Genomic DNA, 13304 nt, shown 5'->3' with positions numbered 1-13304 from the left:
GACTTGCGAACCTCATTTCCTGACTTGCGAACCTCATTTCCTGACTTGCGAACCTCATTTCCTGACTTGCGAACCTCTCCGCTGTTTATTTCAATTGAGAAGTATACCAGAGTTTCAATCCAAAAGTATACCATTTAGATTAAATAAAAGAGTGCAATTCTATTCATAAAACTTCTGGTAATCAAATTTGGTGATAAAATTATTCTTTATGGCATATCCTAAACCATAAATATTCTCAGTTCCTGCGGGTTTACGCTTCTCAAAATAAACCGAGGGAAACAGATTACTACTGAGATTGAATACATTTAAAATATCAAATACCTCCGGCAAACGATTGTGCACTTCTGATTGGTCATAGTATTCGATATAATAGACTTTTCGCAAGGGATCGTATTGGATGTCTATAGTGCTTGCAAAAAAACTGGTGTCAGATTAGATAAAACTTCATTTTGGAGGTTTACGAACCCTGAAAAATGTGAGTTGTTGTAAATGACTATTTACAAATTTTGCGTTTAGTGAGTGTAATGTGCAAACTTGTTTGCAACAATGCCGAACGTAGCAAAATTCAATAACATTAAATTTTGCGTTTAGTGAGTGCAGTGTGCAAACTTGTTTGCAACAATGCCGAACGTAGCAAAATTCAATAATATTAAAATGCCGCCGCTGCAAGTAATTTCCTAAAATATCTGACTCTCACATTGGAGCCGGGTTTTAATCATTTCTCTAAATTTTTACCGGACACCAATGTATATTTATAATGGCAACCATTATTTTTCCAAAAATTTTATTAATGGTTTAATAAAGCTTTCGAATTTCTCGATATGTGGTAAATGTCCAACGTTTTCTATTTCCACTAATTCCGAATCAGGTATTGCCTTTTGTGTTTTCTTTCCCAATTCGCCATACAATCCCATTGTTTTTCGTACGTCTTCGGTAACCAAAGGCTTGCCTAAAGCAGTTCGGTCGCGGGTACCAATGATAAGTAATGTTGGGACTTGAATGTTTTTAAACTCATATACCACAGGTTGCGTAAAAATCATATCATAGGTCAAGGCATTATTCCAGGCTATGGTTTTATAGTCTGAATTGAGTGTCCAACCGGCCAGTAAGTTTACCCATTGATCGTATTCGGGTTTCCATTTATTATCATAATAATTAACTAATTGATATTTCTTTATGCCTTCGTAGCTTTTCTTAAGTTCATTTTTATACCACCATTCCACAGGTTTGTACGGCACTTTTAATTTCCAGTCTTCAAGACCAATTGGGTTTTCTAAAATCAATTTTTCGGTAATATCAGGATACATTAAAGCGAACCGGGTCGCTAACATTCCGCCCATAGAATGTCCTAAAACAGCTGTTTTTTCAACCTTTAAAGTATCTAATAGTGTTTTGGTGTTTTGTGCCAATTGCTGAAATGTGTAATGAAAATGTTGTGGTTTAGACGATTTCCCAAAACCGATCTGATCGGGTACTATTACACGAAAACCTTCATTTGTTAAGGCCTCAATGGTGGTTTTCCAATAGGCACCATTAAAATTTTTTCCGTGAAAAAGCACAATATTTTTACCGTTATAATTCGTTGGCTTAACATCCATATAAGCCATTTTTAAATCCTGCTCCTGTATTTTTAAGCTGAGTGTTGCAACAGAATAAGGATATTCATAATTAGACAACTCAATATCTAACCATTGTAAATTTTCGGTTTGCGCAAATGCCCCGTTTATTGTTAAAGTGACAAATACTATTAGTATGATTTTTTTCATTTCTTATGTTTTATTTTTTAAGTGAATTTTGATTGTCATTCATAAAATAAAGCAGTAAAAACAGAAAGCCAATATAAGTAGACTGCAATCCGACAAGATCCCATTTTTGAGCAAAAGAGCTTCCTATTACCAAAATATTCATCAGCACAAAAGTGGCTACAAGTGTTTCTCTGGTAAATTTATTTAGGAGCAATAGTAGACCAATCATGATTTCGGCAAACGGAATAGCATATGCCAAGGGTGTTACGAGGAAACCGGGTAATAAAGAATCTTGAAAAGTGTTTTGCATCCCTGTAACAAACTTATCTAAATTTGGTATTCGTACTACGCCATGAAAAAAGTAGTTTATGCCAAAAGAGATACGTAATAAATGTATGGCGAGCGTTTTATTATTTAAATCAGGTAATCTCATGTTGTATGACTTGAGCTAGTATTTATGATTTTAAAGAAACCAATCTGTTAGCTACTAATTTCAGATTGCTTTCATTGATCTCCGGTTTTGGGGCAAGGGGATATAATTGAGCACCCGGTCTACTAATAAACGCACCTCTCCAACCGGTCCAGAGTGCTCCGGCAATATCCCATCCATGAGCAGCAATTAACATGGCTTCGTTTGGTTTAATTCCCATTTTTCTGGCTCCCCAGTCATAAGTCTCTCTGAATGGTTTGAACTTTCCAAATTCTTCGATGCTTAATCGTTCGTCGAAATAGTCGGTTAAACCAGCACTTTCAAATTGTTGCTTAACACCCTCGTTGGACGAATTTGTAAATGACACCAGTTTGTATCCCTTTTCTTTTAATTGTGCCAACGCACCTTTAACTTCAGGGTGAGCAGGTAAACCACGTAAAGCATTTACGATAACCTCACGTGCCTTATCTTCTTTAATATCTATATTATTATTAGCACCAACCATCTGGAGGGCGGCTGCTCCAATATTTCCAAAATGTTCATATTGACCACTTGCAGAAGTAACTAAAGAATACTGAAGCATTGTCGTAAACCACAGAGAAAGTAAATCACCTCTTCCATTTAATGCTTCTCCAACTTGCGCTTTCATTTGAGTTAAATCCAAAAGGGTTTCGTTGACATCAAAAAATAGTATTTTCGGTCTTTCCATTTCCTTTAAAATAATTTTGTCTTCATTTTCAGCACCATACATGGTACCGGGTATTATAATTCCGGATGCTCCCATAATTCCAATACTCTTTATAAATTTTCTCCTTGAATTACTCATAATTGCTTTTTAATTTAAATAGAGTCTGTCTATAAAGTCCAACTTCTGCGTTACGCTTGTCATAAAAACAGTCATTTACGAAAAGTAAACGCCTTGATTTTTATGACTTCGCAAGCCTTGAATTTGAACTTTATAGTTCAGACACTTAGTTTATAGACTGGCGCTAAATAGAGCCTATCTGTAAACTAAGTGCTTGAATATGCTTGCAGGCATAAGATAAGCCTAACGTTTAAGGTGAGCTTACCTTATTATATTTAAACAGGTTCTGATACTTCTAAGGTGAAATAATGAACCATGGCTATTCAATATTAAAATGAGAATAGCGCCATTTGATAATAGATTACGTACACGCCCGCTATAATTAGCAGTACAGCGGTAACCTTTTCCATATATGGAAGTATCTTCCTTAAATTTTTTAACAGGAAATCTTTGGCAAAAATGGCCAGAAGTATGGTTAAAATCATCATACCACTCATTCCGGAAAAATAGGCCAAGATATACGAAGTGCCTTCCCATATTGTCTCTGCCGCCATGGCCTGCGTCGCTACAATTAAAAAGAGAGGAAAAAGACAACCCAGGGCACCAGTCGCATAACCAATTCCAAAAAAGAAGGCTTCAATCGCCTCTGTTTTAGGATTTGACTTCTCGATATGAAATGAAAAGGAAACGTTTTTCCCCATGAGCATACGAATTCCCAGAACTATTAATACGACGCCCATAGTAATCGTAATCCATTTCATATAATCTTTTAAAAACTGACCCGCAAGAATAATCATTGCGCCAGCGATGCTATAAATAAGAAGGATTCCCAATATACTAAGTAACGCCAGCTTCAAACCTCTGCCCAAACGGGCAGAGATTTGTAAACCGCTGTTTGGATTTCGCGAAATAAAAGCGAGAATGTAACCGGGCAACAGAGCCACAGCACAGGGAGCTAAAAACGCCAATACGCCCTGTAAAAACGAAAATTCGATAAACTCCATTTATTTAAGTAATTGCTCAAAAAGTTCACGATATTCATCTGCTGTGAGTACTGCTTTATCTTTTTGAAATGCGACATATCCCGCTTTGTTAATTCCAACGGTAGTGGCCTGAGTCTTCACGCCAAAATCTATCATTACCTTTGGAGTGCCTTTAACTAACGGGAAATTAATATTCTTTTCTTTTGCAAGTTTCGTCATCACTTGATCATCATCTGTGGGGTCAATACTTATAGCTACAAAATTTACCCTATCCTTATATTCGGGATAAACTTCTGAAATAGCCGGCCAGTTTTGTGCACACATAGGACACCAGGATGCGGTGAAATAAACAATCATTGGTTTTTGATCGGCCAGCGATTGTTTTAAACTTATTGTTTGGTCATCGATAGTAACGACCTCAAATTGCGGTGCTTTCTTTAAGTCGCTGTTTGCCTTGTTTATCTCCATCTCTGTTACTTCTGCTTTTTTATCAGAAGATTTACAGAAGTTACAAGCCGAAAAAAGTAATACTACTATTACTAAAAAGGTGCTTAATCTAAATCTTTTATACATAATTGTTTATTTTAAATTAATAGTGCTTGCAAAAAAAGTCCAACTTCTGCGTTTTGCTTATCCTCAAAATGATTATTTACCATAGTAAACTCACATTTTCAGGACTTCGCAAGCCTTGAATTTGAATATTTATTATCAATCACCTGAGTTTTATTTCTGACACTAATTACTTACAATGTGCGTGTTATAATATTCCGTCAACTTTTGGCAACTTTTTTATTTTACGTCGTCTTAAATTGTCATCGGTTTTCTTGCTCAGATTACGACATTAACAACTAAAAGTCAAGCTTTTGTTTTACCTAAATTTAATACATGCCGTATCAGATGCAGCTATTCTTTGTGAACTCTGTTCAAAGGTATGCCCCAATTGTTTTCAATCTGTAAATAACTAAAAATGAAAATATTGTTACCACCCACCGTTCCAACCTGCTTGTGGATTTAAGCTTCCACATTTTCTTCAGACCAGGCAAATTTTTGGAAAGGTGCATCTACAGGCGTGTTGGCAATATGATTGGTATAATTACTGATCACTTTCTGTGACAAACCTAAAATAACCTCCAAAACTTGTCTTTCACCATATCCTGCGTCATAAAAAGTATCTAAATCTTCCTGAGTAACGTGTCCACGATTACGTACCACCTTTAAAGTAAAATCGTGTAAGACTTGCAATTTCTCAGTGGGCATTGCAGTTCTATTTCTCAATGCATCACTCAATGATGCATCTACTTTCATCATATTTGCAATACCGGTATGAGCAGGCACACAATAATGACATTCGTGCTCTACATTGATCGTTTGCCAAACCACAGTCAATTCTTCTTTATTGAAGGAAGATTGGGTGAAGAGTTCGTGCAGAGTCTGATAAGCCTCTAATAACCCGGGTGACCCTGCTAAAACTCCGTGTAATCCGGGTATCATTCCGTTTGCTTTAAAAGACTGCTCTAATAAAATCTTGCTGGCTTCTGGTGCCGTTTCTATGTTGTGAATTTTTAATGTTGTCATAATGCTTCGTTTTTAGTGATTTGTTTTTGCTTATTTAAAATGAAAATGTTTGTTGTTGAAAGAACGACTATTCCTATGGCAATGTATACCAGCATCCATTTTGGATTAACTCTTAATGAAAATTCTGCCGTGAGTGCACCTAACATCGTTAGTAAGCCAAACAGGTTAGTTAATGTTGCCCATTTAGTAAATGGAATATTAAATATTGAAGGCTTGTTTTTTGTTAAACTAAATATAGCTGTTGCTAAATAGCCCAATACTGCAACCGAAATAAAAACTCCTGTTGATACTCTAAAAAAAGTAGGATCAATGCCCAAAGGTTCGGCCATCTCTATAAAGGCCTTTACTGAAATTTCCCAACCGGTTAATTTTGAAATGGCAAATCGCGATAAAACACTTCCCATTAAAAGGTTGGTGACAAATAATATTTTGTTCATGATTGGATTGTCTATTAATAATTAAATAACTAAACATTCGTTTAGTTTAAGGTTAAAAAAAATGCTTATAAATTCCTGAAGATCATTTCGATATAATCTTCTATTTCCTGGTTACTATTTACTCTTGAAGCTGCTGCCAAACCGTGCTTTGCTATTAATAAATAGTTTGCCTGTTTTAATACAGTCTCTTCATCCTTCTCAGAATTCATTTTTAATTTTTCAATGAACAACTCTTTCAGATTATCCATAAAAGAATTTATTTGTTCATTAATTGGTTCATCTTCTTTGTCTGAAAATTCATTGTAAGTATTAGTAAGTAAACAGCCTTTTTCATTTCCATCCACATTGCAAATTCGGACTGAATTATAAAAAAAGTCTTTAATATCATCTACGCCATTATTTGAATTTTTAAATTGTTCAAAAATGGAATTGACTTTCTTTTCGTAACTTTTTAAACATTCGAGAAATAAACCATGCTTGTTTCCAAAACTTGAATATATCGAAAACTTGTTAATCCCCATTTCCTTTTCAAGCATTTGCATTGATGTCGCTTCATACCCATTTCGCCAAAACAGGTTCATCGCTTTTTCAACGACTACATCTTCGTTATATTCCTTTTTCCTTGCCATTGCTTTTAATTACGATGCAAAACTAAACAATCGGTTAGAAACAACCTAATATTATTACCTTTATTTTTAAAAATCAATTAATTTATTGATCTACGGAAGGTTGTAACCCAGAATAATTAAGCAAACCGGAAGGTTATGCCCAGAACGAGGTTATTCTAATTTTAGCCACCACGAAAGTCCTGACAAAATACAAATAAACTGAAAAATATTGCCTTTACCGGTCATTAGACAAACTACAAACGTCGCCTTCGTTGACACTTACTGAAAAAATTGAACGATAATCGCGAATATTTAAATGGAAGTGGTGGTATATTGAGGGTCTCTATTAATCTTCCACCTCTAAAACCCCTTTACGTATTGCAGATGGGTAGTAGGATAAATATTTTTATGCAATTGATTCACTGCATCCACATCCATATTCAGAATATTTTCGAATAAACGGATGGTATATCCCTTATCCATTGGCGCATTTGTTTGAGTGTGCACCGGAGTCAAATCAATTAATACACCGGCAAATTGATTGGGGAAATCAAAAATTAAATCGGTATTCAAATAGTGTACTTCATTGAGTAATGTATTGTAATTACCTTTTGATTTATCGAGATAAAAATGTTGCTGCTTTAAATTAGTAATCGAAGCCTCCTTTTTACAACTACCAAGACACAATGCATCCATCGTTTTTTTATCGCAACCACTCACCTGATGAAACAAACAGGCACGGCTGGTCATTAAAACCATAGGATGATATATGCTATAGTAAATTTGAAAACCGGCAGGCTTTTTTATGCCCTTAAGCTGAACCTTGCTTAGCTCATTGGACAAAAAAGCTCCGCTGCAATTAAACTGTTCCTTTAAACATAGCAAGCTATACGAATTCGTCAGATTCAAATATGGCCCGGCGATCCATTTCAAACCCATCTGATCGGCTTCAAAAGCAACACCTGTGTTGTTTGTAACTATATTTTGTATTTGCAATGCTTTTAGTAATTGAATTGCAGCGGTATAATCATCGCCAATGATTACAGCCGGAAACCAGGGAATCAATTTTGGGTGTTTGATAAATATTTCCAATAACTCGTCATAACGGTCTTTTAACCCACCTGGCAATTTAAAATAGATACGAGCTGATCTGTTTTCGCATTCCTGCACCTCATCTACCGAAGAAATTAAAACCAGTAGAGCTGTTTTTACAGGCGCATGCCTTGCCATGGGAATTTTGGACAATACGGTGGGGGCAATCATTTTATCTATTCCACTCAACACCTGCATTATTTTGTTTTTAATAACGACCAACTCCTTAAAAGGAATAAAAACACCTGCGGCAAGATCATCAACAATTAATTGGTGCACAAAAAAGTTTGTTTCATTTAAGGCTTTTAATCGATGTAGTAAGAGCTCTTTGCTGAGTGCTTCGGTACCCTTAGTCTTCAGCACTCCTTCTGAAGTCACCACAAAAATATTTTCGGGCGTTTTAATGGTTAATTTCAAAGGCGCTCCTACCCTACCCGACACTTCAATCTGTATGGGCACTTTATTGATGCTCAGGCCATCTATTATTTTTCTGACAGATTGCTCACCTTCGGCCTTTTCCATATCCAATAGCCGCTGGGCTTTGTCTAAACCCGACTCATTGACAGCACCAAAACGCTGAGCCAAATGCAAAGCTGCATGGTTGCGGGGTTGATCGATAAACAGATCTTTACCCATCCTTCCTTTTAAATAAGAATTGGTAAAATCGCGGTTAAAAACTTTGTATAGCGAACTATTATCCCGGTCCATCTCCTCATTTAAATAGAAATGCTGTAACTGCTTTCGCCAACTGTTTACCACCGTATAAACATAATGAAATTGCTTAATCCGCCCTTCTATTTTGAATGAATCAACTCCGGCAAGCGCCAATTCTTTAATATCAAAATAGGCCGAATTGTCTTTTAGGTTGAGCGGAAAATCCTTTTTTACAGAAGTTGTTTGGTAGGCATTGCGACAAGGCTGACTGCACCGTCCTCTATTGCCGGAATTTCCTCCCAGGGCTGAACTCATATAACAAAGTCCCGAGAAAGAGAGACAATTGGAGCCATGAACAAATACCTCGCATAACATCTCGTGTTGATGAGCAATATTGCTTAGCTCAGTGATTTCTGTAAGGTTGAGTTCGCGTGATAAATTCACGCGCGTGGCTTTTAAGCGACTCAAAAACAAAACTTGCCCTTGATTATGGGTCGTCACTTGTGTGGAGGCGTGAATCTTAAGACTTTTAAAATAGCGACTCAGGAGATAAAACAAACCCAAATCCTGCACAATTACACCATCAATGGAAGTGTTTACCAATTTATTGAGCAAAGTCACCAGGGCAGGCATCTCATTATTGACAAAAAGGATATTAAGGGTAACAAAAACCTGACAATTATTTTCATGTGCCAAACGTAAAATGCCTTGCAACGTTTCAAAAGAAATATTGGTGGCACGATTGCGCGCATTGAACCTATCCAGACCGCAATACACCGCATTTGCCCCTGCAGCAACGGCCGCTTTAATGGCATCAACATCACCCCCGGGGGCCAGTAGTTCTATTTCTCTTTTCAAATAAATCTTGCTTTATTTTATATGGGACAAAATCACTGCAAGGTCGGATTTATTTATAAAATGTGAGAATTTTTACGTTACAACGATCACTTTTCTCTCAAAAAAATTAAAAACTACACAATGCAAGCATGGCATTCCTTTCAAAAACATAAAAAGACGACAGTAAGTCCAGAATATCCAGTTGTAGTCCTATCGGAATGTGTCCCCACATAGGATAATTGCAGGGGCGTGACGATTCCTCATACTTCTATATATTGGGCATAATTTTTATTCCACAATCAAATTTCTATATTTTGGATATTTAACCGAATATTTTAATTCTAAAACCTTTTTATCATTTGGTTTCAACTCAAATTCCCATTTTATTTCTCCAGTCTCTGAATTTTGTCTTGCTCCCGATTTATTTTGAACATTAACCTCAATCTCCATAATTGTGGAAACCGGGACCTGGTCAAGGATTATCATGTTAATCACTTGATTTTTATTGTTTCTAACAGTTGTTTTCCATGCCCGGGTTTCTTCTTTTTTGTTTCCAATAAATTGTTTATCAGTGAAATCTTTTATTTTTTCACGATTTACAGACACTTTTTTATCACGCCCCAACGAAATCTCTAGTGTATCAGAGGCGTAGCGTACATCAAGAAGCGTTTTACCTACAAAAGTATCCTCAAAAAAGACATTTGCCTCACCTTCTAATAAATTGTATTTCTCCCAATCGATAATATTAGCTATTAAAAAAGCATCTTTATCGACCTTAGGCACACAATAATATTGATAAAAAGCTGGTAAGTTATATACCTCCATATCAACCGTATAATTTTTATTGTCCGATTTAACTGTATATGGTGTATTAATTTCAAAATCAACCGTTGTCTGATTCTCAACCCGTGCAGTTGGTATTGCCAGACTACTCGCCCCTCTTATTTTTTTTGATTTGTAAATATCAACACCGGCCATTCTGCCTTGTAAGGCTTCTGAGACATTGTTCTTTGTGCCGTATCCAGATACAACAACTTCTTGAAGTTCCATTTCATTTTCTTCGAGGGCAACATTCATGATAGAATTTGTAATTGGTAAAGTCGTTGAATTAAAACCTATAAAAGAATATGTCAACTGGCTTGAATTATTCGGAATTGTAATTGAATAATTCCCTTCTAAATCTGTTACTGTTCCAATGGTCGTGCCCTGAACAATCACGTTGGCTCCTGGTAAAGGTTCTCCGTTACCATCAACGACTTTACCTCTTACACTATTTGCAGTCAGTTTATATGTTGGAGGTAAAGTATTATAATTTAAAAAATACGTTTGTAGTTCGGGTGCAACGCCCGAAATATTTGGGTCTGCAGAGGAGAATTTTAGTTTTACATTTGACCAATCAACTTTTGTGTCTTGTTTAACATTTGCCTTATAAATCAATTGCACTGGTTCATTTACATTTTTTGCCCGGATATCATAGGATGGAAACCATCCTACGTTTCTAACCAAATATGTTAATTCCAATGAATATTGATTGGTTTGTTTTGCATCTACTTTAACTAAAATTTCGCCCGTTGGGTATTCTTTCTTACTCGTCAAGGTTTTTATTTGATTATGCAAATCATTCTTTTCTACGTTTAAAGCTTTGAGAGTTTTAGTTCTCTCTATTTCTTTCATTTTCAAGGAAGTCAATTTACTACTATAAAATTCAGCTGTTTGTTGAAGATTAATTATGCTCACTTGCTCATTTTTTCCACCAATATCTCTATTCTCTTGCAAAAATGTAAGTTCCTCCTTAATTATTGACAAATAAGTATTTTCCAATTCTATTTTATCATCAATAATTTCAAGCTGTTTTTCTAAATCAATCAATTCAACAGATTTTTCTAATTTATCCAAAAAATTTTGCTGATGATTTACAGCCAAAACAGTTAATTCCCCTTCAGCTTTTACCTGAACACTTTTGGCATCTATAAACGGAGATAAATTAACAAATTTGATTATTGTCTTACCTTTTTTTAAATCAACCGTCTTTTTTCGAAGAACTTGTGCTCCATCAAGAAATACTGTTACTTCATTTACATCGGTTTTAATCTCTTTTTCTAAAATTTCTTGTGAGAATACGTTGCTGCAAATCAGGCTTAATAATAAGATATTTATTGCTTTCATGTGTTTGTATTTTGTTTGATTTTTGCCACATGGAACTCACCTGAATTAATCATACTCCTATGTGTGAAATAATTCCCATGGCTCGTTTCATATAGTTATCATTTTAGCAGTAGGTTTCTTAATATTGGTGGCAACGGATGGCAGTAAGAAATCATTGCGAATTTCAAAGTACTTTTGTATCAGTCTGCTAAGCCGTTTAATAAATGTCATATTGTTCAAATTTAGCACTTACCGCGTGTTTTGCCATCGTTGTTTATCATCAATCCAATCAGTCAATAATTTTAGTCCAAATCTTATCTGTCGTTTTATCGTGATATTGAATCACACCTTCATTATTTGCCTTTATAATCCAATCAATGCGACAATCAGAATTTGAATTTTTCTTATAAACCTTAAAGACATCTTGAAATTCAATAGCATTTATTACTGTGTCAACAAAATATTTTACTTTAAAGTCATCCGTTTCAAAGTCGTCGAGATATAACGAGAATTTATAATTGTCAACGTCCGAGAATTCAACCTCCATTCCTGAAAATGCTGTAATTCGTTCTTTAATCTTAATTCCGTCATTGTTCTCATTAGTTAAGTAATAGCCCTCATAATCACACTCGTAATCCATAATCATAAATCCTTTAAAATCATCAGGCCCAGACTTAAAACTTTCAATGACCTCAAAATCCATAGTGTCTGAATCCGAAAAATATTTTAAAACGTCACCTTTTTGATGCGGAATCCATATTGTTTCAGATTCCGGAAATGCTGGACAATCATATGTACAACTTTGCAATCCAACGATTATCAAAAAAATCAGTAGGAATGCTAATGGTAGGAATGTCCGTTTCATTTTTCTCATTTATTAAATTTCAAATAATAAATTTTCACTTTTATTATTCGACAAGTCAGGCTCTTGATTATTTGACCCGCCACTTGAATCCTTTTCCTAACTTATTAACCAATAATCACCATTCAAGAAATGGTCAATATCAGTTGTATTTTTCTCATAATACGCTTCTGCAGAAATTCGATCTATCACATAGACTTTTCTGATTTTCATTTTATCACCAACGAAATAGGTCTCCTTTATATAATCTCGTCCTTTTCGGTCATTGTAAATTTTCTTTTTAGTCTTCAATAAATCTCAATTTTATTCGGTTGCAAAATCTTTCTCTCAATGCGGCAGAACACCCGCATCCAATTATTATAATTCATAATATATAAACGTAATTATCTCTTTTTTATAAAATCATATAAAAGCATCACCCACACCAAAACATCACCACAAACTTCACACAGTCTTCCGGTAATTTTTAAAAGCGACCATCTAAATTACTGAAAATTAATGGTTGTCAAAACAAATAATTAAAATGAGCGAATTATTTAATTAAAACGGCGGTACAAAAAGTAAGAAAATTGGCTTCTGCGGAGAAAGAACTTGAGTATTTGGACTTAAAGCGATATCGTGTCAACAAGGGAATACCATTTATTTCGTTACTCTCGCTTTTATAATGTGCAAAACAATCAAGTATTCGTTAATGCAATCTCTTTATTGGGATGAGTCCCCCCCGCCCCTCAAACGCCCTATTCGAACGGCTCACAAAACCACGTGTAAAAAAATTATCACGTATGGCATTTTAAAACATCAGCTAATGTTTCAAAATGGGCTATTACAAAAAACAAATTATATCCATATAAATGAAAGTCGAATACGCGCGTTAAAAAGCTGAAGATGCAATGTTTATTCGTCCCCAGCAACAGCCAGTAAACTTATCGGACAGAGTCAGGATTTCCCGCAAACAGCGATTACTTCGTCAACGCCCAAAAGTCCAGGATTCACAGAGTTCCCCCATTTTCAGCTCATACACCTTGAGACAGTAGTCTCATATACCTTGAGACAGTAGTCTCATACGCCTTGAGACAGTAGTCTCATACACCTTGAGACAGTAGTCTCATACACCTTGAGACAGTAGTCTCA

At 35.4% G+C, this 13304-nt stretch carries 12 protein-coding genes; all 12 read right to left on the bottom strand.

The annotated features are described in order from the left end of the window. Positions 1-159 precede the first annotated feature (159 nt). Positions 160-384, bottom strand: a complete 225-nt coding sequence (locus tag ACT3CD_RS17035; RefSeq protein WP_444646871.1) for a hypothetical protein — start codon at positions 382-384, stop codon at positions 160-162. A 383-nt stretch (positions 385-767) separates the two neighbouring features. After that, positions 768-1766: an alpha/beta fold hydrolase gene (locus ACT3CD_RS17030; protein ID WP_444646870.1), complete on the bottom strand. Its 999-nt coding sequence runs from the start codon at positions 1764-1766 to the stop codon at positions 768-770. A 10-nt stretch (positions 1767-1776) separates the two neighbouring features. Beyond that, complete coding sequence (locus tag ACT3CD_RS17025; RefSeq protein WP_444646869.1) at positions 1777-2178, bottom strand: DoxX family protein; 402 nt, start codon at positions 2176-2178, stop codon at positions 1777-1779. 22 nt (positions 2179-2200) lie between these two features. After that, a complete protein-coding gene (locus tag ACT3CD_RS17020) occupies positions 2201-3001 on the bottom strand; it encodes a haloacid dehalogenase type II (protein WP_444646868.1) in 801 nt (266 codons plus the stop codon). Positions 3002-3309: 308 nt separating this feature from the next. Further along, positions 3310-3984, bottom strand: coding sequence for a cytochrome c biogenesis CcdA family protein (locus ACT3CD_RS17015; RefSeq protein ID WP_444646867.1), 675 nt, complete (start codon positions 3982-3984; stop codon positions 3310-3312). After that, positions 3985-4536 (bottom strand): peroxiredoxin family protein, encoded by a 552-nt coding sequence (locus tag ACT3CD_RS17010; RefSeq protein WP_444646866.1) that lies wholly within the window; start codon positions 4534-4536, stop codon positions 3985-3987. 438 nt (positions 4537-4974) lie between these two features. Further along, a complete protein-coding gene (locus ACT3CD_RS17005; protein ID WP_444646865.1) occupies positions 4975-5538 on the bottom strand; it encodes a carboxymuconolactone decarboxylase family protein in 564 nt (187 codons plus the stop codon). After that, positions 5535-5975, bottom strand: coding sequence for a hypothetical protein (locus tag ACT3CD_RS17000; protein ID WP_444646864.1), 441 nt, complete (start codon positions 5973-5975; stop codon positions 5535-5537). Before ACT3CD_RS17000 ends, ACT3CD_RS17005 begins: the two co-directional genes overlap by 4 nt. A 65-nt stretch (positions 5976-6040) precedes the next feature. After that, positions 6041-6604: a TetR/AcrR family transcriptional regulator gene (locus tag ACT3CD_RS16995; RefSeq protein ID WP_444646863.1), complete on the bottom strand. Its 564-nt coding sequence runs from the start codon at positions 6602-6604 to the stop codon at positions 6041-6043. Positions 6605-6943: 339 nt separating this feature from the next. Then, positions 6944-9187, bottom strand: coding sequence for a peptidase U32 family protein (locus tag ACT3CD_RS16990; protein ID WP_444646862.1), 2244 nt, complete (start codon positions 9185-9187; stop codon positions 6944-6946). A 267-nt stretch (positions 9188-9454) separates the two neighbouring features. After that, complete coding sequence (locus ACT3CD_RS16985) at positions 9455-11332, bottom strand: mucoidy inhibitor MuiA family protein (protein ID WP_444646861.1); 1878 nt, start codon at positions 11330-11332, stop codon at positions 9455-9457. A 268-nt stretch (positions 11333-11600) separates the two neighbouring features. After that, complete coding sequence (locus tag ACT3CD_RS16980; RefSeq protein WP_444646860.1) at positions 11601-12185, bottom strand: hypothetical protein; 585 nt, start codon at positions 12183-12185, stop codon at positions 11601-11603. Positions 12186-13304 lie beyond the last annotated feature (1119 nt).

Origin of the sequence: Geofilum sp. OHC36d9, from assembly GCF_052400685.1 — a bacterium.
Classification (GTDB): domain Bacteria; phylum Bacteroidota; class Bacteroidia; order Bacteroidales; family Marinilabiliaceae; genus CAZHHH01.
The sequence above is the reverse complement of the archived record's forward strand: the minus strand, read 5'-3'. Positions and strand labels throughout refer to the sequence as shown.